This window comes from Nocardioides pyridinolyticus, assembly GCF_054653575.1.
This window is the reverse complement of the sequence record NZ_BAAIFY010000004.1, coordinates 207,264-231,571: the sequence shown is the minus strand read 5'-3', so window position 1 is coordinate 231,571 and position 24,308 is coordinate 207,264. Positions and strand designations below refer to the sequence as shown.

Below are 24,308 nucleotides of genomic sequence, written 5' to 3'. Positions count from 1 at the left end.
CTTCGGCCGGCGCGCGGCTCGCTCGCCCGGTAGCCGGTCCGCGGATGTTCAGGCCCGGTCACGACGGCCTTCGGCCGTCGCGCGGCTCGCTCGCCCGGTAGCCGGTCCGCTGGCGCGGCCCGGCTACCGGTCGCTCTCGGGCTTCAGGTGCGGGAAGAGGATCGTCTCGCGGATGCCCACGCCGGTGAACAGCATGATCAGCCGGTCGATGCCGAGGCCCAGGCCGCCCATCGGCGGGGCGCCGTACTCCAGCGCCCGGAGGAAGTCCTCGTCGAGCTGCATCGCCTCGGGGTCGCCGCCGGCCGCCTGCCGCGACTGCTCGGTGAGCACCTCGCGCTGGATGATCGGGTCGACCAGCTCGCTGAACGCGGTGCCGCGTTCGACGCCGCCGATGATCAGGTCCCAGGCCTCGATCAGGCGCGGGTCCGTGCGGTGCGGGCGGGCCAGCGGCTGCGCCGACGGCGGGTAGTCGCAGACGAACGTCGGCTGGATGAGCTGCGGCTCCACCAGCTCGCTGAGCAGTTCCAGCACGAGCTTCTCCGCGTCCCAGGCGGGGTCGTACGGGAGGTCGTGCTCGTCGAGGATCGCGCGCAGCGTGGCGACGTCGGTGTCGGGCGTGACCTCGCGGCCGACCGCCTCGCTGACGCCGGTGTACACCGGCAGCCAGCGCCACTCGCCGTCCAGGTCGATGGTGCCCGCGGGGGTCTCGAGCTGCCGGCTGCCGGTGGCGTCGGCGGCCGCGAGGATCATGTCCTTCATCAGGTCGGCCATCGTGTGCTGGTCGCCGTAGGCCTGGTAGACCTCGAGCATCGTGAACTCCGGGCTGTGCGTGGAGTCGACGCCCTCGTTGCGGAAGATCCGGCCGATCTCGAAGACCCGGTCGACGCCGCCGACGACGGCCTTCTTCAGGTTCAGCTCCAGCGCGATGCGGAGCACCATCTCCTGGTCGAAGGCGTTGATGTGGGTCCGGAACGGCCGCGCCTTCGCCCCGCCGTGGATGAGCTGGAGCACCGGCGTCTCGATCTCGAGGTAGCCCTGGTCCTCGAGCGTGCGGCGTACGGCGCGCACGATCGCCGCGCGGGTCCGGACCATGTCGCGGGCCTCCTGCCGCACGATCAGGTCGGCGTACCGCTGCCGGACCCGCAGCTCCTCGGACAGCTCCTGGTGCAGCACCGGCAACGGGCGCAGCGCCTTGCTCGCCATCTCCCAGCGGGTCGCCATCACCGAGAGCTCGCCGCGCTTGGAGGCGATGACCCGGCCCTCGACGAAGACGTGGTCCCCGAGGTCGACGGTGTGCTTCCAGTCGGCGAGCGACTCCTCGCCGACCTCGGCCAGGCTGAGCATCACCTGGAGGCGGGTGCCGATGCCCTCCTGGAGGGTGGCGAAGCAGAGCTTGCCGGTGTTGCGGACGAAGACCACCCGGCCGGTGACGCCGACGACGTCCTGGGTCTCCTCGCCCGCCTCGAGGTGGCCCCACGCCTCGCGGACCGCGGCGAGCGTGTGGGTGCGCGGGACCGTGACCGGGTAGGCCTGGCGGCCCTGCTCGAGCAGCCGCGCGCGCTTCTCCCGGCGGACCAGCATCTGGTCGTTCAGGTCGCTCTGCTGGTCGGCAGGGCCGGGCTGCTCGGGCGTCTCAGTCACCCGAGAAGGCTACCGACGCCGGGCTCAGCCCTCGTCGTCGCCCAGCAGCTCGGCGTAGCCCGTCGGGCTCGAGTCGCGGAGGAACTCCGAGCAGCGCTGCCACTCGGCTTCCTCGCCGATCGCGCGCGCCGCGAGGGCGAGGAGCGCGAGGCAGGTGAGGAAGCCACGGTTCGGCTCGTGCTCCCACGGCACCGGGCCGTGGCCCTTCCAGCCGTTGCGGCGCAGCAGGTCGAGGCTGCGGTGGTAGCCGACCCGCGCGTAGGCGTAGATCGTGACCGGGTCGTCCTCGGCGTCGGCCGCCAGCGTGGCGAGCGTCGCCCAGGCGAGCGGCGACTCGGGGTGGCGGCGTACGACGTCCATCGCGTCCGCGCCCGGCGCCAGGTCGGCCGCGGCCGGGTCCTCCGGGAGGTGCGTCGGCGGCGGTCCCGCCATCAGGTCCTGACCGGTGAACTCGCTGCCTGGGATGATTCGCTCGCTCATGGGCAGCAATTGTCCATGGTCGGGCGCATCCGCAGCGCACTGACCCGGACCGGGCGCCGGACGTCATGCGAGGTGGTCGCTCCGGCGACCACCTCGTATGACGTCTCGCGGGATCAGCCGATCGACGCGCCCGCCGACCGCAGGTTCTCGCACGCCTCGACGACGCGGGCGGCCATGCCGGCCTCGGCGGCCTTGCCCCAGGCGCGCGGGTCGTACTGCTTCTTGTTGCCGACCTCGCCGTCGACCTTGAGGACGCCGTCGTAGTTCTGGAACATGTGCCCGGCGACCGGGCGGGTGAAGGCGTACTGGGTGTCGGTGTCGACGTTCATCTTCACGACGCCGTAGTCGACGGCCGCGCCGATCTCCTCGGGGGTGGAGCCGGAGCCGCCGTGGAAGACCAGGTGGAACGGCTTCGAGCCGGGCTCGAGGCCGAACTCGGCGACGACCGCCTCCTGGGCCTCCTTGAGCACCTCCGGGCGGAGCTTGACGTTGCCCGGCTTGTAGACGCCGTGCACGTTGCCGAAGGTCAGCGCGGTCATGTAGTAGCCGCGGTCGCCGTAGCCGAGCGCCCGCGCGGTGGCGATGGCGTCCTCGGGGGTGGAGTACAGCTTGTCGTTGATGGCGTTCTCGACGCCGTCCTCCTCGCCGCCGACCACGCCGACCTCGATCTCGAGGATCACCTTCGCCTTGAGGCAGCGGTCGAGCAGCTCCTCGGCGATCGCGAGGTTCTCGTCGAGCGGCACCGCGGAGCCGTCCCACATGTGCGACTGGAACAGCGGGGCCTCGCCGCGCGCGACCCGCTCCTCCGAGAGCGCCAGCAGCGGGCGGACGAAGCCGTCGAGCTTGTCCTGGGGGCAGTGGTCGGTGTGCAGCGCGATGTTCACCGGGTAGTTCTTCGCGACCTCGGCGGCGTACGCCGCGAAGGCGACCGAGCCGGCGACCATGTCCTTGACCGACGGGCCCGAGAGGTACTCGGCGCCACCGGTGGAGACCTGGATGATGCCGTCGGAGCCGGCGTCGGCGAAGCCCTTGAGGGCCGCGTTCAGGGTCTGCGAGGACGACACGTTGATGGCCGGGAACGCGAACTGGTTCGCCTTCGCGGTGTCGAGCATCTCGGCGTACTTCTCGGGGGTCACGATGGGCATGGCTGCGAGCTCCTCAGGATCGTCGTGCGACGTTTCCACCCTAGTGGCTCCGGGCGAGCCGTCGGAGGTCTGGTCCACCGTGACCCACGCGGCCAAGAAGCGTTGGACAGGCACCCCGACCACCCGCCCAGGAGCCGACGATGAACCGCCGACGCGCATACCTCCGAGCCGCCATCATCGCCACCGTGGCCGCGCTCGCCCTGACCCAGGCGCCCGTGGCGCAGAGCCGCCAGGCCGAGGCGGTGCCGTTCGCGCCGCAGCTCGTCACGGTCGACACCCCGACCCGGGCCGACAAGGAGCGCCTCCAGACCCTCGGCCTCGACCTGACCGAGCACGCCGGCCACGACTACGTCGAGGTGGTGCTGCACTCCCCGGCCGAGCTCGCCGCCCTGAAGGACGCCGGCTTCACCTACGACGTCCGGATCGTCGACCTGCTGCTGCGGCAGGCCCAGATCAACGCCCTCGACGAGGCGTACGCCGCCCGGGTGAGCACCTCCGCGCTGCCCTCGGGCCGCACGTCGTACCGCACGCTCGAGGACTACGAGGCCGACCTCGCCGCGCTGGCCGAGACCTACCCGCGGCTGGTCAAGGAGTTCACGCTCGACCGGCCCAGCCTGGACGGCCGCGCGGTGCACGCCGTCGAGATCGGCAGCGACGTGACCCGGCCGGCGACCGGCCGCCCGACGTTCGTGCTGCTCGGCCTCCACCACGCCCGCGAGTGGCCGTCGGGCGAGAACGCGATGGAGTTCGCCGTCGACCTCGCCCAGGGCTACGGCAAGAACCCCCGGATCACGCGCCTGCTCGACCGGGCCCGCGTCGTCGTCGTGCCGGTCGTCAACGTCGACGGCTTCGACCTCTCCCGCACCGACGGGGCGGCCATCGACCTGCGCGACCTCAACGAGCACGACCCGCTCGCGGGCAGCACCAGCATCCTGCTGACACCCGGCCAGGCCTACAAGCGCAAGAACTGCCGGGTCGTCGACGGCGAGGACACCCCCGACGGCACCTGCGCCGCCAGCCTCACGAGCCCCGGAGGGTTCGGCGTCGGCGTCGACCTGAACCGCAACTACGGCGGCTTCTGGGGCGGCCCCGGCGCGGCCGGCAGCGACCCGGACCCGGCCGCCGTCGAAAGCGGCGTGCTCGACCCGACGTACCGCGGCGCGGAGCCGTTCTCGGAGCCCGAGACCCTCAACATCCGCGACCTGGTCGCCAGCCGCCAGGTCACGATGCTCATCAGCAACCACACCTTCGGCAACCTCATCCTGCGGCCGAACGGCGTCGCGCCGACGACCATCGGCCACGACGGCAAGCCGGTCGGCGACGCGCCCGACGAGGTCGAGCTGAAGCGTCTCGGCGCGCGCATGGCCGCCCAGAACGGCTACTCCAACCAGCACGGGTGGCAGCTCTACGACACCACCGGCACCACCGAGGACTGGTCCTACAACGCGACCGGCGGGTTCGGCTACACCTTCGAGATCGGGCCGGACGAGTTCCACCCGCCCTTCGAGGACGTCGTCGACCAGTACCGCGGCGCGGGCGAGTACGCCGGCAAGGGCAACCGCGAGGCCTACCTGATCGCGCTCGAGCACGCGGTCGACACCTCGATGCACGGCGTACTCACCGGGAAGGCGCCACGGGGCGCGGTGCTGCGACTGCACAAGTCGTTCGTCACCCCGACGTGGGAGGGCGGCTTCGAGGACGGCGTCGACAGCTCGATCCGGGTGCCGGCGAACGGCTCCTTCCGCTGGGTCGTGAACCCGTCGACCCGGCCGGTCGTCGCCTCGCACACCTACCTCGCCGGGCTCGACGAGCCGAGGAGCGCCGAGACGTTCGAGGGCACCGCGCCCCCGGCGGGCTCCTCCGACCACGAGTTCCAGATCCAGGAGCAGGCCGACCTCTGGCGCACCACGCTGACCTGGCCGACCCCCGACGACCTCGACCTCGAGGTCTACCGCAAGGCCGCCGACGGCACGCTGACCGAGGTCGGCTCCTCGGGCAACCTGCCCGGCTCCGACGAGGTCGTCGAGCTGACCGACGCCCAGCCGGGCACCTACGTGCTGCGCGTGATCAACTACGCCTCGGTCTCGCCGAGCTACACGCTGACCACCGTGCTGTTCGACGGACGGGTGGTCCGGACCGAGGGCAAGCGTGAGCAGTACACGCTCACCTGCTCGGTCGGTCGCAACGTCCGGCAGACCATGAAGGTGTTCGTCGACCGCGGCCAGGTCCGCAGCCTCGACCTGCGGGCGTGCCGCAAGCGCTGACGATCCGCGAGGAGCCGGACCGGTCCTTCGGGACCGTCCTGGGACTCGCCGACCGACGACCTGCTCGCCGAGATGGACAGCGTGTGCTGGTCGCAGTTCCGCAGCAAGTACGCCACGAACCAGCTCCACCTCTACCGCTCGCAGCACGGCGTCGCCTACTTCAGCGCGAACGCCGACCAGCGGGCCGCGGGTGCCCGGTGGTACTCCTGCCACGCCATCGTCGTGAGCGTGGGCGCCCTGGCTCAGCTGCCGCACCCGCTGCCGCGACTGAGCAGCAAGCTGCCGGACTCGGTCGCCAGCTGCCTGACCTCCGGCTCCGTCCACACGATCTGTGCCGCCGCGCACAGCTACCGCTCGACCTACGCCTTCTACGGCTCCGGGACGTCGAGCGAGGCCACCTTCCGCGCCGCCGCCCAGAGGACCTGCCCGCGGTACGTGTCGAGCAAGAAGTGGTACTACACCTGGCTCGACCTGCCCGGCACGAAGTTCATCCTCGGCTGCTTCACCAAGACGACCCGCTGAGGCCCCGCTGACGACGCCTGGCGCGGTCACTGGCCGCGCCAGGCGTCCTCGCCGCTGAGATCGGCGTACTGCCGCACCCACGCGTGCATCGCGATGGCCGCGGCGGAGGAGGCGTTGATCGAGCGGGTCGACCCGAACTGCGCGATCGAGAACGTCCCGTCGCAGGCCGCGCGGGCGCCGTCGGACAGCCCCGGCCCCTCCTGGCCGAAGAGGAAGCACACGGCCCGCGGGAGCGTCGCCGTCTCCAGGTGCAGCGATCCCGGCAGGTTGTCGATGCCGAGCAGCGTCACGTCGATCGTGTGGAGGTACGCCGCCAGGTCGGCGACGGTCGCGTGGTGCCGGACGTGCTGGTAGCGGTCGGTGACCATCGCGCCGCGGCGGTTCCACCGGCGGTTGCCGACGATGTGCACCTCGGCGGCGAGGAACGCGTTCGCGGTCCGCACGATCGTCCCGATGTTGAAGTCGTGCTGCCAGTTCTCGATGGCCACGTGGAAGCCGTGCCGGCGGGTGTCCAGGTCGGCCACGATCGCCTCGACCGTCCAGTACCGGTAGCGGTCCACGACGTTGCGGCGGTCCCCTTCGGCGAGCAGCGCGGCGTCGTACTGCTCCCCCTCGGGCCAGGGCCCCACCCAGGGGCCGACACCCACCTCGGGCGCCCCGTGCGGCATCGGGTCGTACGGCGCCCGCTCCTCGTCCCCGTCCACGGACGAAACGGTAGGGGAAGGTCCCGCGGGGTTCACGGTCGGCGGGTACCGTGAACGCGTGGACGCCAGCCTCACCCTGCAGCCGTTGCTGCTGGGCATGGACTGGATGGACCCCAACTGGCTGCTCGACCAGTTCGGCGGGGCGTTCTACTGGGTCAGCCTGCTGATCATCTTCATCGAGTGCGGGCTGTTCTTCCCGTTCCTGCCGGGCGACACCCTGCTGTTCGCGCTGGGCCTGTTCCTCAACTCCGGGCGCATCGACGTCTTCGGCACCGCCCCGGTCATCGAGCTGATGATCGCGTTCGTCCTGCTCACCGCGGCGGCGTTCCTCGGCAACGTGATCGGCTACGAGATCGGCCGCGCGATCGGGCCACCGCTCTACCAGCGGAACGGCCGGATCCTCAAGAAGAAGTACTTCGACCAGACGCACGCGTTCTTCGACAAGCACGGCAACAAGGCGCTGGTGATCGGCCGCTTCGTGCCGTTCGTCCGGACCTTCATCACCGTGGTCGCGGGCGTCACCCAGATGGACCGGCGTCGGTTCTTCTTCTGGAGCTTCGTCGGTGCGGTGCTCTGGGTGGGCAGCATCCTGCTCCTCGGCTTCACCCTCGGCGAGGCCTTCCCCAGCCTGGGCGAGAACATCGACAAGGCGCTCGCCGTGATCCTCGCGTTCACCGTCGTCCCCATCGCCTACGAGTGGTGGCGGCACCGCCGGACCGGGAGCAAGCAGGCCGACGACAACGACCACGACGGCGTGCCGGACCTCGACATCATGGGGATGCCGACGACCCACCAGCACGACGGCTCCTGAGCCGGCGGACCACCCACCAGGCGAACGCGCCGCCGACCGCGGCCAGCACCACCCACTGCAGCCACCCGGCCGCCGCCTCGACCCGGTGCCACTCGTGGCCGAGCAGGTAGCCGCCGAGGATGAACGTCGTGTTCCAGATCGCGCTGCCGATCGTCGTGAGCACCACGAACGTCGGCAGCGGCATCCGCTGGACGCCCGCCGGCACCGAGATCAGGCTGCGGAAGATCGGGAGCATCCGGCCGAGGAAGACGGCCTTGCGGCCGTGCCGGGCGAACCACTCCTCGGTGCGCACGAAGTCTCGGTCCTCGACCAGCGGGAGCCGCCGCCACAGCGCGAACGTCCGGTCCCGGCCGAGCCGCGCGCCGATCTCGTAGAGCAGCAGCGCGCCGGCGAGCGACCCGACGGTCGACCAGATCAGCGCCGAGGCGAGCGACAGGTGCCCCTGGCTGGCGGCGAACCCGGCCAGCGGCAGCACGAGCTCGCTGGGCAGCGGCGGGAAGACGCTCTCGGCGGCGATCAGGATCCCGACGCCCGGCCCGCCGATCGCCTCCATGACGTCGACGACGAGCTGGCCGACCGTTCCGAGGTCGTCGCCGGTCGTGGTGAGGGAGTACACCGCGTCAGCCGCGCGCGGCGTCCAGCTGGGCCTTGGTCAGCACCGGCCGCACCTCGAGGCCGACGTCCGCGAGCGGGTTCTCCCCTGCCGGGCTGCGGTCGATCGCGCACACGACGACCTCGACGGTCGCGCCGGCCTCGCGCAGCGCCCGCGTCGCGTCGCGGACCGCGCCCCCGGTGGTGATCACGTCCTCGATCAGCGTCACGCGCCGCCCCGCGACGTCCGGGCCCTCGGCGAGCTTGCAGGTGCCGTACTCCTTGGCCTGCTTGCGCACGAACAGCGCCGGGCGGCCGGTCAGGCTGCTCACCATCGTCGCGATGGGTACGCCGCCCAGCTCGAGCCCACCGAGGAGGTCGGTGTCCTCGGGGAGGAGTGCCACCATCTCGCGGGCCACCCGCAGCAGCAGGCCGGGGTCGGCCTCGAAGAGGTACTTGTCGAAGTACTCGGTGGCCTGCTGCCCCGAGCGGAGCGTGAACTCCCCCGTCAGGCGGCAGATGGCGTCCACATCATGGGCCAGGCCAGCGGCCAGCGTCTCGTCCACGGGGCCGAGCCTAGCGACGGTAGCGTCGGGCCCATGCTCGCGCATCGACTCGACGGCATCCCGCCGACGATCTTCACGGAGATGTCGGCCCTCGCGGTCCGGACCCAGTCGGTCAACCTCGGGCAGGGGTTCCCCGACGTGGACGGGCCGCCCGAGGTGATCGCCCGCGCGGTCCACGCGCTCCAGAGCGGCCTCAACCAGTACGCGCCCGGGCCGGGGGTGCCCGCGCTCCGTCAGGCGGTCGCCGCCCACCAGCTGCGCCACTACGGGATCGAGCTCGACCCCGACTCCCAGGTCGTCGTGACCACCGGGTGCACCGAGGGCATCGCGGCCGCGCTGCTCGGGCTGGTGAACCCCGGCGACGAGGTCGTCGTGCTCGAGCCCTACTACGACTCCTACACGGCGATGATCCAGATGGCCGGCGGCGTACGCCGCGCGGTGACCCTGCGTGCTCCGGACTTCCGCCTCGACGCCGACGAGCTCCGGGCGGCCGTGACGCCGCGGACCCGGTTCGTGCTGCTGAACTCGCCGCACAACCCGACCGGCACCGTGCTCACCCGGGCCGAGCTCCGGGCGGTGGCGGACGTCGCGATCGAGCACGACCTCGTCGTGATCACCGACGAGGTCTACGAGCACCTGGTGTTCGACGAGCACGAGCACGTGCCGATGGCGACCCTGCCCGGCATGTTCGAGCGGACGCTCACGCTCTCGAGCGCGGGCAAGTCCTATTCGTTCACGGGCTGGAAGGTGGGCTGGGCGACCGGACCGGCCGAGCTGGTCGGCGCGGTGCTGGCGGCCAAGCAGTGGCTGACGTTCACCTCCGGCTCGCCGCTCCAGCCCGCCGTCGCGCACGCGCTCGACCACGAGGCGGACTTCCCGACCCAGCTCGCCGCGGACCTCCGGGAGCGCCGCGACCGGCTCTGCTCGGGCCTCGCCCGGATCGGCCTGGAGGTGCGGGTGCCCGAGGGCACCTACTTCGCGACCACCGACGTCTCGGGGCTGGGCTGGCCGGACGGCGACGGCTTCTGCCGGGCCCTGCCCGACCGGGCCGGAGTCGTCGCGATCCCCCTGAAGGGCTTCTACGACTCCGACGCCGGCCGGCACCTGGTGCGGTGGGCGTTCTGCAAGGAGGTCGGCGTGATCGAGGAGGGGCTCCGCCGGCTGGCGGCCGCCGACCTCAGCGCCCCGTGATCCGGTCGGTGATCCGGTCGGTCACGTCGTCGGTGGGCGCGCCTGGAACCAGGCCCGCACCTCGGGCCGGACCAGGAGCACCACCGCCATCACGCAGGTGAGGAGGGTGAGGGCGAGGAGGACGGCACCGAGGACGGAGCCGAGGAGGAAGACCGCGGCTGCCGTCGACGCGCTGACCACCAGCGTGATCCGGGCCCACTCCTGGCCGCGGAGCACGAAGATCGCGACGACCGCGGCCGCGACCGCCCAGGCGACGAAGCCGGCGAGCATCGCGAGCGTGACCCCGATCAGCAGCTCGTCGGAGACGCCCTGGCCCTCGAGCTCGGGGCTCTGCTGGTGGACCTCGTCGAGGAGGACCTCGGGCCGCATCGCGAGGAGCACGCCGGACGCGATCGCCCCGAGCGCGGTCAGGCCGCTGCCGGCCCAGGTGAGGAGGCACGCCCAGGTGACCGCGGAGGGTCGCGCGGCCGTCGGTGCGTCGACCGCCGGCCGGCCGGGCGTCGCGGCAGCAGGCACCGGGGCCGGTGCTGCCGCGGGCGCCGGGGCCGGCTGCCGGGTGATCCCGTCGAACCAGTCGCGGGCCGGCTGGAGCCAGAGCATCACCGCGGACGCCGCGACCAGCGAGGACACGAAGCCGCCGGTGACCATGCCGGCGACGAGGAGCGGCACGGCGAGGATCGTGAGCCCCAGGCGGGCGCTGCGACTGCGCTGGAGCACGTGCCACCCGAGGATGGCCGCCGCGGTCGCGCAGCCGCCCGCGACCAGCGCGAGGGTGCGCATGATCGAGAGAATCCCGTCGACCCCGACCCCGAGGTCGCTGCCGGGCGGCTCGGCCAGGAACCGCTCGACCGACTCGCGGGTCTCGATCGTGTGGAGGCCCGAGACCCGGTCGAAGACCAGCAGGACCACGAAGACCGAGCCGAGCATCGTCAGCCAGCCGACCATGGTGACCTGGCGCGGCCGGGGGTTCGGGGAAGGCTCGCTCACGCGGCCTATTTCATCACGTGGCGGTCAGCACCAGCCCGTCGCCGTCGGCCGACCGGTCGACGGCGACCGCCGAGCCGTCGGTGACCTCGCCGGCGATGAGCATCCTGGCCAGCGGGTCGCCGATGGCCGTCTGGATCAGGCGACGCAGCGGGCGGGCGCCGTACGCCGGGTCGTAGCCGGTCTCGGCGAGCCACCGCTTCGCCTCGTCGGTGACGCTGATCGCGATCCGGCGCGCGGCCAGCCGCTTCTCGAGCAGGCCGAGCTGGAGGTCGACGATGTGGGTGAGTTCGGGCAGCGTGAGCGCGTCGAACAGCACGACCTCGTCGAGCCGGTTGAGGAACTCCGGCTTGAACGAGGACCGCACCACGGCCATCACCGAGTCGCGCTTCTTCTCCGGGTCCAGCAGCGGGTCGACCAGGAAGTTCGAGCCCAGGTTGCTGGTCAGGATCAGCAGCGTGTTGCGGAAGTCGACCGTGCGGCCCTGGCCGTCGGTGAGCCGGCCGTCGTCGAGCACCTGCAGCAGGATGTCGAAGACCTCCGGGTGCGCCTTCTCGACCTCGTCGAGCAGGATCACGCTGTAGGGGCGACGGCGCACCGCCTCGGTGAGCTGTCCGCCCTCGTCGTACCCGACGTAGCCCGGAGGGGCGCCGACCAGGCGCGCGACCGAGTGCTTCTCGGAGTACTCGCTCATGTCGATGCGGACGATCGCCCGCTCGTCGTCGAACAGGAAGTCCGCGAGCGCCTTCGCGAGCTCGGTCTTGCCGGTGCCGGTCGGGCCGAGGAAGAGGAACGAGCCGATCGGGCGGTTCGGGTCGCTGATGCCGGCACGCGAGCGGCGCACGGCGTCGCTGACGGCGTTGACCGCGGCCCGCTGGCCGATCAGCCGCTCGCCGACGACCTGCTCCATCTCGAGCAGCTTGGCCGTCTCGCCCTGGAGCATCCGGCCCGTGGGGATGCCCGTCCAGGCCTCGACGACCTCGGCGATCTGCTCGGCGCCGACCTCCTCGCCCACGAGGGGGTCGAGGGTCGACTCGGCCGTCTCGGTCGCCTGGGTGAGCGCCTTCTCGAGCTCGGGGATGCGGCCGTAGAGGATCTCGCTGGCCTCGTCGAGCCGGCCCTCGCGCATCAGCCTGTCGGCCTGGACCCGGACGGCGTCGAGCCGGCGGCGGAGCTCGCCCTCGCCCTCGAGCGCGGACTTCTCCTGCTCCCAGCGGGCCTCGAGCGCGCGGAGCTCCTCCTCGCGGTCGGCGAGGTCCTTCAACAGCACGCCGAGCCGCTCCTTGGAGGCCTCGTCGTGCTCCTTCTGGAGCGCGAACTCCTCCATCTTGAGCCGCTCGACCTGGCGCCGGAGCCGGTCGATCTCCTCGGGCGAGGACTCGATCTCCATCCGCAGCCGGGACGCGGCCTCGTCGATGAGGTCGATCGCCTTGTCGGGCAGCTGGCGGCCGGTGATGTAGCGGTCGGAGAGGGTCGCGGCGGCGACGAGCGCGGCGTCGGTGATCCGGACGCCGTGGTGCGCCTCGTACTTCTCCTGGATGCCGCGCAGGATCTGGATGGTGTCCTCGACCGACGGCTCGCCGACGAAGACCTGCTGGAAGCGGCGCTCCAGCGCCGGGTCCTTCTCGATCCGCTCGCGGTACTCGTCGAGCGTGGTGGCACCGATCAGGTGCAGCTCGCCGCGGGCCAGCATCGGCTTGAGCATGTTGCCGGCGTCCATGGCGGAGTCGCCGCCGGCGCCCGCGCCGACGACCGTGTGCAGCTCGTCGATGAACGTGATGACCTGGCCGCCGGCGTCCTTGATCTCCTCCAGGACGGCCTTGAGCCGCTCCTCGAACTCGCCGCGGTACTTCGCGCCGGCCACCATCGCGGCCAGGTCGAGGCTCAGCACACGGCGGCCCTTGAGGGAGTCGGGGACGTCGCCGGCGACGACGCGCTGGGCGAGCCCCTCGACGACGGCGGTCTTGCCGACGCCCGGCTCGCCGATGAGCACGGGGTTGTTCTTGGTACGCCGGGACAGCACCTGCACCACGCGGCGGATCTCGGCGTCGCGGCCGATGACGGGGTCGAGGCGACCCTCCTCGGCGGCCTGGGTGAGGTCGACGCTGTACTTCTCGAGCGCCTCGTAGGTCGACTCGGCCTCCTGGCTGGTCACCCGGCGGTTGCCGCGGACGGCGGTGAGGCCCTCCCGCAGCCCGGCCTCGGTGAGGCCCGCGTCGGTCAGCACCCGCTGGGCGGAGCTCTCGACGCCCGCGATCGCGATCAGCAGGTGCTCGGTCGCGACGTAGTCGTCCTTCATACCGGCGGCGAGGTCGAGCGCGGCGGCGAGGACCCGGGTCAGGCTGGCCGATGCGGCCGGCTGCTGGACGGTCGCGCCGCTCGCGGTGGGCAGCGCGTGCAGCGCGGCCTCGGCCCGGGCGGTCAGCGCGGCGGCGTCGACGCCGGCCTTGGCGACCAGGTTGCGCGTCGTCCCGTCCTCCTGGCGCAGCAGCGCCACGAGCAGGTGGATGGGCTCGGTGTGGGTGTTGCCCGCGGTGGTCGCGGACAGCTGGGCGGCCTCGATCGCCTCGCGGCTGCGGGTGGTGAACCTCTCGGCCCCGAACTGGCTCATGTCGTCATTCTCCTGTGCACGTCACTGACCGGACACTCTGTCGTTCCTAACGCGGTCAAAGTTGAGTCTGTTCCACTCAACTCTGGGAATTTTCCGCAGCTTCGTCCGTGGGTGTCCGCGAAGCCCTAGCCTTCGGGAATGGTGGCGCACGCAGTGCACCTCGTGCTGGTGGCGGCCGGCCTCGCAGGACTCGGGGCGCTGCTGGCCCCGACCCTCGCGCCGCGACCGCGCGCGAACTCCCCGCGCGACCTCCACGAGCAGCGCGTCGGCAGCCTGCGCGCCGCGCTGGAGCGGTACGCCGCCGGCGCTCCCGTCGCCGCGCTCGCCGGCGTCCCGGCGCGGCCGGTGACCGCCCCCGCCGGCTCGGTGCTGCTGCTCCCGCTGGCGGTGTCGAGCGCGCTGGTCGCGGCCGGCGTGCACGCCGCGATGGTCCTGCCGCACGCCCGCGAGGGCCTCGCTGTCGCGCTGTTCTTCCTCGGCTGTGCGCTCGCCCAGCTCGGCTGGGCGGACCGGGCGCTGCGCCGGCCGACGCCGACGTGGCTGGTGCTCGGCGCGGCCGGCAACCTGGCGGTCGTCGCAGTGTGGGCCGTCTCCCGCACGGTCGGCCTCCCCGGCCGCGAGGCGGTCGGGGCCTGGGACGTCACCGCCGTCGCCTGCGAGCTCGTCGCCGCGGCGGCGTGCCTGCTCGCGGTCCGGGCCGGCGTTCGGCGTACCGCGCCCTGGGCGGAGTGGCACCCGGCCGCGCACGCGTGGCTCGCGCTCGGCACCACGCTGCTCGTCGTCCTCTCGCTGGGGGGTGGGTGAATGTCGTGGCAGGTCGGGATGGTGGCCAACGCGGTGATCGCGCTGGCCTACCTCCTCATCGCGCTCGCCATCGTGGTGCCGCTCGCGCGCAGCCAGCAGCTGCGCACCAACCCGCTCGGCGCCGCGACCGCGGCGATCTTCTTCACCTGCGCGGTGCACCACGGCACGCACTCGGTGCACATGCTGCTGCCGTCGTTCGGCATCGACGACCCCGACGGACTCGCGATGCGGGAGGCGTGGGGCTGGCCGCTGGCGACCTGGGACGTCGTCGGCGCGATCGTGGCGGCGTACTACTGGACGCTGCGGCGCAGCTACGGCTCGCTCATGCAGGGCGCCAAGCTCTTCGAGGACCTGCGGGCGCGCGAGCAGCAGGCGCTCGAGCTCAACGACAGCGTGCTCCAGGGCCTGGTGGTCGCGAAGATGGCGCTCGACCTCGATCAGCCCGAGCGCGCCCAGGAGGCGCTGACCACGTCGATCGACTCCGCCAGCCGGATGATCACCGAGCTGCTGGGCAGCGACCACTACTCGATGCACCTGCTGCGCAGCACCCCGGCCGCGGTGACCACGGAGCCCGAGGAGGACCCGCAGTGACCGCTCCCCGGGTGGTCCTGGTCGACGACACCGCGGACCTGCGCAACCTCATGCGCATCGCGCTCAAGCGCGCCGGCTGGGAGGTCGTCGGCGAGGCCGGGGACGGCGCCGCCGGCATCGAGGTCGCCCGCTCGGCGGACCCCGACCTCGTCGTGCTGGACCTGTCGATGCCGGTGATGGACGGGCTCGAGGCGTTGCCGCACATCCGCACGTCCTGCCCGGACGCGACCATCGTCGTGATGTCCGGCTTCGGCGCCACGCAGATGACCGAGCGGGCGCTGGCCAGCGGCGCCGACGGCTACCTCCAGAAGGGCGCACCGCTGGCCACCGTCGTCGACTACCTCGGCGCCGCGATGGCCCGCCGCGGGGCGCCGCCCGCGCCCGCCGCTGCCCTCGCCGCCGGCCACGGGACCGGCTCCGACCTGGTCGAGCTCGCACCGGTGCCGATCCTCGAGCTCGCCGACGAGGGCGGACTCGCGATCCGCTACGCCAACGCCGCGGCCCGCAGCGTCCTCGGCGACGACGCGGTGGCGGGCACGCCGCTGGCGCGGGTGTCCGGCGAGCTGGCGTCGTTCGTGGACGCCCACCGCGCCGGCACCGAGGCGGCCCGCGACCTCACGGTCGGCGACGTACCGGTGCAGGCGACCCTGCGCCGCGGCAGCTCCTCGCTGCTCCTCTACCTCGACGTCGGAGCGGCCGACGTCGCCGCGCTGCGCCGGGCGGTCGCGACGACCGCGCACGAGCTCCGCGGCCCGGTCGCGGTGATCTGCGGCACCGCGGAGACCCTGGACGCGGTCAGCGAGCTCGAGCCCGAGACGACGGCCGAGCTGATCGACGCGATGGCCCGCCAGGCCCGCATCCTCGACGGCATCACCACCGACCTGCTCACCACCGCGCAGGCCCGCCGGGGCTCCCTGCTCATCCAGGTGCGCGACGTGGCGGTCGGCGACGTGGTCCGCCGCGTGGTCGCGCAGCGGTACGACGCGACCGTGGACGTCGAGGACGACCGCCGCATCCGCGCGGACCCGCTGCGGCTGGAGCAGATCGTCTCGAACCTGCTGTCCAACGCCGGCAAGTACGGCCGGCCGCCGGTCACCGTGCGGGTCCGTCCCGCGGGGTCGTTCGTCGCGATCGACGTGGCCGACCACGGACCGGGCGTGCCCGAGGAGTTCCGCGACCGGTTGTTCCGCGAGTTCAGCCGCGCCGCCCGGGACGCCGTCCCCGGCACCGGCCTCGGCCTCCACGTGGTCCGCACCCTCGCCGCCGCCCAGGGCGGCTCGGCGTCGTACTCCCCCGGTCCCGAGGGCGGCGCGGTGTTCACCGTGGAGCTGCCGGCCGTCTGACGCGCCGGGTCGGCGTCAGCGGCCGCGCCGCCAGACCACGACCGACTGGCCCGGGTCGGGGCCGCGGAGCACCGGCAGCTTGTTGCCGTCGGGGGTACGCCGGACGCTGAGGGCCTGGCGGAGGGCCTCGCGGGTGGCCGCGAGCTCGGCGGCGAGCTCCTCGTTGCGGGCGGCCAGGGCCTCGATCCGGTTCTCGAGCTCGAGGATCCGGCGGACGCCCTCGATGCCGATGCCGGACGAGGTGAGCTCCGCGATCGAGCGCAGCAGCTCGATGTCGCGCGGGGAGTAGCGGCGACCGCCTCCCCCGGCGCGGCCGGGCGTGATCAGCCCGAGGCGCTCGTAGGTGCGCAGGGTCTGCGGATGCAGCCCGCTGAGCTCCGCGGCCACGCTGATCACGAAGACCGCGGCGTCCGGCCCGGGAGGCTCGAAGGGCGGTCGCGGCATCAGGCCATGCCTCCTCGCCCTCGGCCGTCGCGCGCGGCGCATCCACGGGATGCCTCGCAAGGCGGAGGAAGGAGGCGGGACGGAGTCCCGGCGACTGACGACAACGCCGCGAGGCGCCCGTGGGGCGTCGCGCAGCAGGCCAGTGGGCGAGGAGGCATGGCCCTAGCTCTCCTCGAACAGCTTCGTGCGCAGCGGCTTGTCGGCCATGGCGGCACGATAGGCCTCGATGCCGGCCTTCGCCTCGGACGAGAGGTGCGCGGGCACCTGCACCTCGACGGTCGCGAGCAGGTCGCCGCGGCTGCCGTCGGCCTTCGGGGCGCCCTTGCCGCGGACCCGGAAGGTCCGCCCGTTCGGCGTACCGGCCGGGATCTTGAGCGTGACCGGCGCGCCGCCGAGCGTCGGGATCTTGATCTCCGCCCCCAGCGCGGCCTCGTCGAAGGCGACGGGCACGTCGAGGGTGAGGTTGTCGTCCTTGCGGCCGAAGATCCGGTGCGGGGTGACCTTCACGGTGACGAACAGGTCGCCCGCGGGTCCGCCGCTCTCACCGGCGCCGCCCTTGCCCCGCAGCCGGATGCGCTGCCCGTCCTTCACGCCCGCGGGGATGCGGGCCTGGATCGTGCGGGCGGACGTGCCGCGGCCGCTGCCGTGGCAGGTCGGGCAGTTCTCGTCGTAGACGAGCTGGCGGCCACCGCAGACCGGGCAGGTCTCGTTGATCGAGAACGCCCCGCCGGCGGAGGAGACCACGAAGCCCGCGCCCTCGCACTCGGGGCACACGTGCGGCTTGGTGCCGGGCTTGCCTCCGGTCCCGTGGCAGTCGGGGCAGGCCGCGTCGGAGGTGAGGCGCAGCGAGATCGTGACGCCCTCGAGGGCGTCGGTGAAGCTGATCGTCGCCGACGTCTCGACGTCCTGGCCCTTGGTCGGGCGGGCCCGCTGCTGGCGCCGGCGACCGGCGCCGCCGCCGAACAGGTCACCGAACATGTCGCCGAAGCCGCCGCGCTGACCGGCCTGGTCGCGGAGCAGGTCGTCGAGGTTGAACCCCCCGGCCGGACCGCCGCCACCACCGCCGAAGCCACCCCGGAAGCCGCCGGACGCGTAGAGCTGGCGCATCTCGTCGTACTTCTTGCGCTTCTCGGCGTCGCCGACGACGTCGTACGCCTCGGCCACCGCCTTGAACTTGTCGTGCTTGGCGGTGTCACCGGGGTTGGAGTCGGGGTGGTTGGCGCGCGCGAGCTTGCGGTAGGCCTTCTTGATGTCGTCGGCCGACGCGTCCTTGGCGACGCCGAGCTCGCGGTAGAAGTCCTTCTGCGCCCAGTCGGCCCGGAAGCCGTTGTCAGTGGCACTCATCGCGCACCTCCTTCCCTCGTCTAGCTGGTGGCAGGATCGACGACCAGCACCTGCGCGGCGCGGACGACGCGCTCGCCGATGCGGTACCCCGCCTTGGCGACCACCTTGCAGGTGGTCACCTCGACCTCGGGGTCCTCGCCGATGTGACTCAGGGCCTCGTGGATGGTCGGGTCGAACGCGTCGCCCGGCGCACCGAACTTCGCGAGCCCGACGCCCGCCACCACGCGCTCGAGCTGGTCGGCCACGGCCCGGAAGCCGGGGTCCAGGTCGCCGTGCTCGCGAGCGCGGTCGACGGTGTCGAGGACCTCGACGATCGGGGAGAGCGCGGCGTACGTCGCGTTCTCCTTGACCAGCTCGCGGTCCCGCTCCACGCGGCGCTTGTAGTTGACGAACTCGGCCTGCAGCCGCTGGAGGTCGCCGGTGCGCTCCTCCAGCTGGCGGCGTACGGCGGTGAGCTCGTCCTCGGTCTCGGCAGCCCCCTCGCCCGGGCCGTCGGCCTGAGGAGCAGGGGTCTCCTGCTCCTCAGGCGTCAGGCCAGGGCTGGGAACGAGCTGCTCGTCCTGGGACGGCTCGGTCACTTGGTCTCGCCCTCGGACCGGTCGGTGGTGTCCTCGTCCACGATCTCGGCGTCGACGACGTCGTCGTCGGCCTCGCCGGTCGAGCCGTCCGAGCCGCCGGCGGCGGCCGCGTCGGCCTCGGCGGCGGCGTACATCGCGGCCCCCATCTTCTGGCTGGACTCACCGAGCTTGGTGATGCCGGCGTTGAGCTCGTCGGCCGTGGCCTCGGAGTTCTCGAGCGTGGCCTTGAGGGCGTCGACGTCGGCCTGCACCTCGGTCTTCACGTCCTCGGGGAGCTTCTCGCTGTTGTCGGCGAGGAACTTCTCGGTTGTGTAGACGAGCTGGTCGGCCTGGTTGCGGACCTCGACGGCCTCGCGCCGCTTGGCGTCCTCCTCGGCGTACTGCTCGGCCTCCTTGACCATCCGGTCGATGTCCTCCTTCGACAGCGCGGAGCCGCCGGAGATCGTCATCGACTGCTCCTTGCCGGAGGCCTGGTCCTTCGCGGTCACGTGCACGATGCCGTTGGCGTCGATGTCGAAGGTGACCTCGATCTTCGGCACGCCGCGCGGGGCCGGCGGGAGGCCGGTGAGCTCGAAGTTGCCGAGCGGCTGGTTCTGCGACCACATCTGACGCTCGCCCTGGGCGACCTTGATCTCGACCGACGGCTGGTTGTCGTCGGCGGTCGTGAAGATCTCGGACCGCTTGGTCGGGATGGTGGTGTTGCGCTCGATGAGGGTGGTCATCACGCCGCCCTTGGTCTCGATGCCCAGCGACAGCGGGGTCACGTCGAGCAGGAGGACGTCCTTGACCTCGCCCTTGAGGACGCCGGCCTGGAGGGCCGCGCCGACGGCGACGACCTCGTCCGGGTTCACGCCCTTGTTGGGCTCCTTGCCGCCGAGCAGCTCCTTGACCAGGTCGGTCACGGCCGGCATCCGGGTCGAGCCGCCGACGAGCACGACGTGGTCGATCTTGCTCACGTCGACGCCGCCGTCCTTCAGCACCGACTGGAACGGCGCCTTGGTGCGGTCGAGCAGGTCCGCGGTGAGCTTCTGGAACTCGCTGCGGGTCAGCTTCTCCTCGAAGTGCAGCGGGCCGGACTCACCGTGGGTGATGTACGGCAGGTGGATCGTGGTCTCGCTCGAGGAGGAGAGCTCGATCTTCGCCTTCTCCGCGGCCTCCTGGAGGCGCTGCTTGGCGATCTTGTCGGCGCCGAGGTCGACGCCGTTGTTGTCCTTGAACTTCTTGATCATCCAGTCGACGATCCGCGCGTCCCAGTCGTCGCCACCGAGGTGGTTGTCACCGGAGGTCGCCTTGACCTCGACCACGCCCTCGCCGATCTCGAGGAGGGACACGTCGAAGGTGCCGCCGCCGAGGTCGAAGACCAGGATGGTCTGGTCGTCGCCCTTGTCGAGGCCGTAGGCCAGCGCGGCCGCGGTGGGCTCGTTGACGATGCGCGAGACGTTGAGGCCCGCGATCTCGCCGGCCTCCTTGGTGGCCTGGCGCTGCGCGTCGGAGAAGTACGCCGGGACCGTGATCACCGCGTCGGTGACGGTCTCGCCGAGGTAGGCCTCCGCGTCGCGCTTGAGCTTCTGGAGCACGAAGGCGCTGATCTGCTGCGGGGTGAACGACTTGTCGTCGATCTCCTGCTTCCAGTCGGTGCCCATGTGCCGCTTGACCGACCGGATGGTCCGGTCGACGTTGGTGACGGCCTGGCGCTTGGCGACCTCGCCGACCAGCACCTCTCCGTTCTTGGCGAAGGCGACGACCGACGGGGTGGTACGGGCGCCTTCCGCGTTCGCGATGACGGTGGGTTCGCCACCCTCGAGGACGGCGACGACGCTGTTCGTCGTGCCGAGGTCGATGCCGACCGCACGTGCCATGTCTGTGTTACCTCCGGTGTCGAGTCTCGTTCTGGGCCATCGTGCCGCGACCCGCGGCCCCGACCCAAACTAGTTGAGTCCAGCCGACTCAACTTCTATCACCCGACTCAACGCAGCCCAAGGGCGGGGTTGTTCCCGAGCGGGTCCATGCGCCCCCTGATCGGGGAATGATCCGGCCCCCCATCGGAGATGACACAGGTATGACCGTTCCGAGCATCACCCTCAACAACGACACGACCATCCCGCAGCTCGGCTTCGGGGTCTTCCAGGTGCCGCCGGCGGACACCGCCGAGGTCACCACGAAGGCGTTCGAGGTCGGGTACCGGCACATCGACACCGCGGAGATGTACCAGAACGAGGAGGGCGTCGGCGCCGCGATCAAGGCCTCCGGCCTGCCGCGCGAGGAGCTCTACATCACCAGCAAGCTCAACAACTCCTTCCACCGGCCCGACGACGCGCGCCGCGCGTTCGACGAGACGCTGCGCAAGCTCGGGCTCGACCGGATCGACCTGTTCCTCATCCACTGGCCGCTGCCCACGCAGTACGACGGCGACTACGTCTCGACCTGGCGCACGCTCGCCGAGTTCGTCGAGGACGGGCGCGCCGCGTCGGTCGGCGTCTCCAACTTCCAGCCGGCCCACCTGGACCGGATCATCGAGGAGACCGGCGTGAAGCCCGCGGTCAACCAGATCGAGGTGCACCCCTACTTCACCAACGAGGCTGCCCGCTCGGCCTCCCACCGCCACCAGGTCGCCGTGGAGTCCTGGTCCCCGATCGCCCAGGGCGCGGTCCTCGATGACGAGGTGATCGGCCGGATCGCCGCCGCGCACGGCAAGACGCCGGCGCAGGTGACGCTGCGCTGGCACGTCGAGCGGGGCGACATCGTGTTCCCGAAGTCGGTCAACGAGCAGCGCATGCGCGAGAACTTCGAGATCTTCGACTTCTCGCTCACCCCCGACGAGGTGGCCGCGATCAGCGCGCTCGACAAGGGCGAGGACGGCCGCACCGGCCCGAACCCGGACACCTTCGACTGGATCCCCAGCTGACGCCGACCTGTCACTTCTGGTCGCTGGATCACCGCTGAGCTGTCACTTCTGGATGACCAGAAGTGACGGCTCAGCGACTTCCGGAGAGCCAGAACTGACAGGTCAGCCCAGGGCCCGGCCCCACTTCTCGAGGAGGTGGGCGAGCCGGGCCCTCTCCATCTCGTCGAGCATCCCGACCAGGCGGTGCCCGTTGGCGATGTGGGCGGTGAACGCCCGGTCGATCACGTCGAGGCCGGACGGGGTCAGCCCGATCACCCGGCCGCGCTGGTCGCCCTCGCTGACGCGCCGCGTCACCCAGCCCTGCTCCACGCAGCGGTCGACCCGCTTGGTGATGGCCCCGGACGAGACCATCGTCCAGCGGGCGAGCTCGCCCGGAGCGAGCTCGTACGGCGCGCCGGCCCGGCGCAGCGTCGCCAGCACGTCGAACTCGCCCTCGCCGAGCCCGTACTCGGCGTACACCACCACGAGCTCCTCGGTCAGCCGCTGGGCCAGCCGGTGCAAGCGGCCGATCACGCCCTGGGGTGAGACGTCGAGGTCGGGGCGCTCGGCGCCCCACTGGGCCATGATCCGGCCGACGTGATCGAGATCGCTCTCCACAGCCGGAATATATCTCACTCGGAAACTATTGTGCTTTCCGTGGAAAATAGTTGGCGGACCCTCGCGCTCACGGCGCTCGCCCCGGTCGCCTGGGGCTCGGGCTACTACGTGACCGAGACGTTCCTGCCGCCGGACCGACCGCTCTTCGGGGCGATGGTCCGGGCCCTGCCGTTCGGCCTGCTGCTGCTGGCGTTCCGACCCCGGCTGCCGCAGGGCATCTGGTGGTGGCGCTCGCTGGTGCTCGGCACCCTGAACGTCGGCGCCTTCTTCGTGCTGATCTTCGTGGCGGCGTACCGCCTCCCCGGCGGCCTGGCCGCCACTCTCACCGCGACCGCGCCGGTCATGATGATGCTGCTCGCCTGGGGACTGATCCGCGAGAAGCCGGCGGTCGCCTCACTCGTCGGCGCGGGCATCGGCTTCGCCGGCGTCGCGCTCCTCGTCCTCCAGGGCGGTACGACGGTCGACCCGGTCGGCGTGGCCGCGTCGTTCGGCGCCGTGGCGATGTCGTCGCTGGGCTACATCCTCGTCAAGCGGTGGCACCCGCCGGTCGAGCTCCCGACCTTCACGGCCTGGCAGCTCGTGGCCGGTGGCCTCGTGCTGCTGCCGGTCGCCCTGCTCGTCGAGGGCGCGCCCCCGGCCCTCGACGCGCGCGCGATCGGCGGCTTCCTCTACCTGGGCCTGGTCGCGACCGCGCTCGCGAACCTGCTGTGGCTCCGCGGCCTGCGCCAGCTCCCGGCCGCCGCGGTCTCGCTGGTCGGCCTGCTCAACCCGGTCGCCGGCACGCTCATCGGCATCGCCCTGGCCGGCGAGGCGTTCGGCCTCACCCAGGGCCTCGGCATGCTCCTGGTGCTCGGCGGCATCCTGCTCGGCCAGCCGGCCGTGATCGCCCGGCTGCGGCGTACGCCGGTCACCGTGCCGCCCCCCGAGCCGCAGCGGGAGCTCGCCCGCGCCGCCTGACCTCTCGTCGCGACACCCCGAACGGCCCCTGAGAGCACCCTCCGGGGGCCGTTTCTGGTGTCTCGACGCCCCGCGGCGGAGCCGCTCAGCCGATGGTGATCCGGATCTCGTTGGACTCCAGCTGGGTGTCGGAGTCGACCACCCGGAAGCGGTTCACGCCGGGCTGGCTGGTGTAGATCGGGATCTGGAAGGTGCCGCCGCTCACCGAGCCGGTCGCGTTGAAGTCGGCCCAGGCGCCGCCCTCGAAGCGCTGCACCTGGAGGATCGCGCCCTCGCCGCTCGGGTAGACCCCGGTGAGGTCGAACTGCTCCATGGGCGCCGAGGTCGTGGTCGACGCCGACAGCGTGATCTGCTTGCGGGGCGACGCGGACTCGGTCGGCTTCGAGGAGGGCTTCTGCGTCGGCGTGTGCGAGCCACCCTCGACCGGGGCGAGCGTGTACTGCGGCGCGGTCTCGGTCGGCGTCTTCTGCGGCTTGGGCAGGTACATCGACCGCTCGGACGTCGAGGTCGAGGCCTCGCCGTCACCGCCGAGGCCGAGCACGCTGGTGCCGGCGGCCACGACGAGGCCGAGCACGAGCCCGACCACCACCGCCACGCCGGCCAGGGCGGCCAGCCCGGCCAGGATCGGGTGTCCCTCGGAGTTCTCGGGGAGCTGCTCGGACATGGCCCCATTGTGCGTCAGCGAGGGTCACGCACCACCACGGGCGTCTCACGGTCGGCCGGAGCCGACGTCACATCCACCGCTTCCAGACGATCTCCTCGTGCAGCTTGCGACTGCGCCAGCCGTCCGGGGTGCGCCGGAACGTGTGGTGGTAGAGCCCGCCGAACTCGACGACCAACTCCTTGCCCTGTCTACCCGGACGCGCTGATCGTCTACACGCACCGCGACCCGGCCACCTGCCTCGCCTCGTCCTGCTCGCTCTCGGCCGGACCCAGCTCGACCTGTGTTCGCGGGCCTTCCACGCGTTCCACGACGCGCGGCCGAGGTACGACCGGGACCAGTTCGTCGAGATCGCGTTCGAGGACCTGGTGACCGACCCGCTCGCGGCGACCCGCCGGGTCTACGACCGGTTCGATCTCGACTGGACGCCCGAGGTGCAGGCCGCGATCGAGGAGATCGACCACGAGTCCAAGCAGGGCAAGGCCAGGCCCTCGCACACGTACACGCTGGAGGACTACGGGCTCACCGAGGCCGGCGTCCGGGCGGCGTTCGACCGGTAGTCACCACTGCGGCG

Annotated in this window: 24 protein-coding genes; 10 read left to right on the top strand and 14 right to left on the bottom strand. The window is 72.0% G+C overall.

The window, feature by feature from the left end; all coding sequences use genetic code 11:
- Window positions 1-123 precede the first annotated feature (123 nt).
- The 3 genes from lysS to fbaA all read right to left on the bottom strand — a co-directional run bounded on the left by lysS (window position 124) and on the right by fbaA (window position 3,266).
- Window positions 124-1,641 carry a lysine--tRNA ligase gene (gene lysS, locus ACYQ0U_RS05895; RefSeq protein ID WP_459970435.1) on the bottom strand — a complete coding sequence of 506 codons (1,518 nt, stop codon included), beginning with the start codon at window positions 1,639-1,641 and terminating at the stop codon, window positions 124-126.
- A gap of 24 nt (window positions 1,642-1,665) precedes the next feature.
- On the bottom strand, window positions 1,666-2,121 hold the full coding sequence (locus ACYQ0U_RS05890; RefSeq protein ID WP_459970433.1) for a DUF3151 domain-containing protein: 456 nt from the start codon (window positions 2,119-2,121) through the stop codon (window positions 1,666-1,668).
- 113 nt (window positions 2,122-2,234) lie between these two features.
- Window positions 2,235-3,266, bottom strand: coding sequence for a class II fructose-bisphosphate aldolase (fbaA, locus tag ACYQ0U_RS05885; protein ID WP_459970431.1), 1,032 nt, complete (start codon window positions 3,264-3,266; stop codon window positions 2,235-2,237).
- Between the two features lie 140 nt (window positions 3,267-3,406).
- Between fbaA and ACYQ0U_RS05880 the strand changes: the two genes are divergently transcribed.
- Entirely contained in the window at window positions 3,407-5,530 is a 2,124-nt protein-coding gene (locus tag ACYQ0U_RS05880) for a M14 family zinc carboxypeptidase (RefSeq protein ID WP_459970429.1), read from the top strand.
- Window positions 5,531-5,602: 72 nt separating this feature from the next.
- Window positions 5,603-6,052 carry a hypothetical protein gene (locus ACYQ0U_RS05875; protein WP_459970427.1) on the top strand — a complete coding sequence of 150 codons (450 nt, stop codon included), beginning with the start codon at window positions 5,603-5,605 and terminating at the stop codon, window positions 6,050-6,052.
- Between the two features lie 26 nt (window positions 6,053-6,078).
- On the opposite strand, the gene ACYQ0U_RS05870 is transcribed toward ACYQ0U_RS05875, so the two are convergent.
- Entirely contained in the window at window positions 6,079-6,720 is a 642-nt protein-coding gene (locus ACYQ0U_RS05870; protein WP_459970454.1) for a TrmH family RNA methyltransferase, read from the bottom strand.
- A 94-nt stretch (window positions 6,721-6,814) separates the two neighbouring features.
- Between ACYQ0U_RS05870 and ACYQ0U_RS05865 the strand changes: the two genes are divergently transcribed.
- Window positions 6,815-7,567, top strand: coding sequence for a DedA family protein (locus ACYQ0U_RS05865; protein WP_459970424.1), 753 nt, complete (start codon window positions 6,815-6,817; stop codon window positions 7,565-7,567).
- Here the strand turns inward: ACYQ0U_RS05865 and ACYQ0U_RS05860 are convergent.
- A complete protein-coding gene (locus tag ACYQ0U_RS05860) occupies window positions 7,527-8,183 on the bottom strand; it encodes a DedA family protein (protein ID WP_459970422.1) in 657 nt (218 codons plus the stop codon). The two genes, ACYQ0U_RS05865 and ACYQ0U_RS05860, sit on opposite strands and share 41 nt — an antisense overlap.
- A 4-nt stretch (window positions 8,184-8,187) precedes the next feature.
- Window positions 8,188-8,724: an orotate phosphoribosyltransferase gene (gene pyrE / locus ACYQ0U_RS05855; RefSeq protein WP_459970420.1), complete on the bottom strand. Its 537-nt coding sequence runs from the start codon at window positions 8,722-8,724 to the stop codon at window positions 8,188-8,190.
- A 33-nt stretch (window positions 8,725-8,757) separates the two neighbouring features.
- Between pyrE and ACYQ0U_RS05850 the strand changes: the two genes are divergently transcribed.
- A complete protein-coding gene (locus ACYQ0U_RS05850) occupies window positions 8,758-9,915 on the top strand; it encodes a pyridoxal phosphate-dependent aminotransferase (protein ID WP_459970418.1) in 1,158 nt (385 codons plus the stop codon).
- Window positions 9,916-9,936: 21 nt separating this feature from the next.
- On the opposite strand, the gene ACYQ0U_RS05845 is transcribed toward ACYQ0U_RS05850, so the two are convergent.
- Both ACYQ0U_RS05845 and clpB read right to left on the bottom strand, forming a co-directional pair.
- Window positions 9,937-10,902 carry a hypothetical protein gene (locus ACYQ0U_RS05845; protein ID WP_459970416.1) on the bottom strand — a complete coding sequence of 322 codons (966 nt, stop codon included), beginning with the start codon at window positions 10,900-10,902 and terminating at the stop codon, window positions 9,937-9,939.
- A gap of 13 nt (window positions 10,903-10,915) precedes the next feature.
- Window positions 10,916-13,510 carry an ATP-dependent chaperone ClpB gene (gene clpB, locus ACYQ0U_RS05840; protein WP_459970414.1) on the bottom strand — a complete coding sequence of 865 codons (2,595 nt, stop codon included), beginning with the start codon at window positions 13,508-13,510 and terminating at the stop codon, window positions 10,916-10,918.
- Window positions 13,511-13,648: 138 nt separating this feature from the next.
- Between clpB and ACYQ0U_RS05835 the strand changes: the two genes are divergently transcribed.
- From ACYQ0U_RS05835 to ACYQ0U_RS05825, 3 genes are read left to right on the top strand one after another with little or no spacing between them, the layout of a single operon-like run.
- Window positions 13,649-14,314 carry a hypothetical protein gene (locus ACYQ0U_RS05835; protein WP_459970412.1) on the top strand — a complete coding sequence of 222 codons (666 nt, stop codon included), beginning with the start codon at window positions 13,649-13,651 and terminating at the stop codon, window positions 14,312-14,314.
- Window positions 14,315-14,905, top strand: a complete 591-nt coding sequence (locus ACYQ0U_RS05830; RefSeq protein WP_459970410.1) for a hypothetical protein — start codon at window positions 14,315-14,317, stop codon at window positions 14,903-14,905.
- A complete protein-coding gene (locus ACYQ0U_RS05825) occupies window positions 14,902-16,248 on the top strand; it encodes a response regulator (protein ID WP_459970408.1) in 1,347 nt (448 codons plus the stop codon). The genes ACYQ0U_RS05830 and ACYQ0U_RS05825 overlap by 4 nt, the downstream gene beginning before the upstream one ends.
- Before the next feature lie 15 nt (window positions 16,249-16,263).
- Here ACYQ0U_RS05825 and ACYQ0U_RS05820 read toward each other — a convergent pair whose 3' ends face one another.
- The 4 genes from ACYQ0U_RS05820 to dnaK all read right to left on the bottom strand — a co-directional run bounded on the left by ACYQ0U_RS05820 (window position 16,264) and on the right by dnaK (window position 20,473).
- On the bottom strand, window positions 16,264-16,692 hold the full coding sequence (locus tag ACYQ0U_RS05820; RefSeq protein ID WP_459970406.1) for a heat shock protein transcriptional repressor HspR: 429 nt from the start codon (window positions 16,690-16,692) through the stop codon (window positions 16,264-16,266).
- Between the two features lie 162 nt (window positions 16,693-16,854).
- A complete protein-coding gene (gene dnaJ, locus ACYQ0U_RS05815) occupies window positions 16,855-18,036 on the bottom strand; it encodes a molecular chaperone DnaJ (protein ID WP_459970404.1) in 1,182 nt (393 codons plus the stop codon).
- 20 nt (window positions 18,037-18,056) lie between these two features.
- Window positions 18,057-18,614: a nucleotide exchange factor GrpE gene (gene grpE / locus ACYQ0U_RS05810; protein ID WP_459970402.1), complete on the bottom strand. Its 558-nt coding sequence runs from the start codon at window positions 18,612-18,614 to the stop codon at window positions 18,057-18,059.
- Window positions 18,611-20,473 (bottom strand): molecular chaperone DnaK, encoded by a 1,863-nt coding sequence (gene dnaK / locus ACYQ0U_RS05805; protein WP_459970400.1) that lies wholly within the window; start codon window positions 20,471-20,473, stop codon window positions 18,611-18,613. The genes grpE and dnaK overlap by 4 nt, the downstream gene beginning before the upstream one ends.
- 200 nt (window positions 20,474-20,673) lie before the next feature.
- On the opposite strand from dnaK, the gene ACYQ0U_RS05800 reads away from it, so the two are divergent.
- A complete protein-coding gene (locus ACYQ0U_RS05800; RefSeq protein WP_459970398.1) occupies window positions 20,674-21,519 on the top strand; it encodes an aldo/keto reductase in 846 nt (281 codons plus the stop codon).
- A 102-nt stretch (window positions 21,520-21,621) separates the two neighbouring features.
- On the opposite strand, the gene ACYQ0U_RS05795 is transcribed toward ACYQ0U_RS05800, so the two are convergent.
- Window positions 21,622-22,116, bottom strand: a complete 495-nt coding sequence (locus tag ACYQ0U_RS05795) for a MarR family winged helix-turn-helix transcriptional regulator (RefSeq protein ID WP_459970395.1) — start codon at window positions 22,114-22,116, stop codon at window positions 21,622-21,624.
- 39 nt (window positions 22,117-22,155) lie between these two features.
- On the opposite strand from ACYQ0U_RS05795, the gene ACYQ0U_RS05790 reads away from it, so the two are divergent.
- Window positions 22,156-23,073, top strand: a complete 918-nt coding sequence (locus ACYQ0U_RS05790; protein WP_459970393.1) for an EamA family transporter — start codon at window positions 22,156-22,158, stop codon at window positions 23,071-23,073.
- A gap of 85 nt (window positions 23,074-23,158) precedes the next feature.
- Here ACYQ0U_RS05790 and ACYQ0U_RS05785 read toward each other — a convergent pair whose 3' ends face one another.
- Window positions 23,159-23,737, bottom strand: coding sequence for a hypothetical protein (locus ACYQ0U_RS05785; protein ID WP_459970390.1), 579 nt, complete (start codon window positions 23,735-23,737; stop codon window positions 23,159-23,161).
- Window positions 23,738-23,916: 179 nt separating this feature from the next.
- Between ACYQ0U_RS05785 and ACYQ0U_RS05780 the strand changes: the two genes are divergently transcribed.
- Entirely contained in the window at window positions 23,917-24,294 is a 378-nt protein-coding gene (locus ACYQ0U_RS05780) for a sulfotransferase (protein ID WP_459970387.1), read from the top strand.
- The last annotated feature ends 14 nt before the right edge of the window (window positions 24,295-24,308 follow it).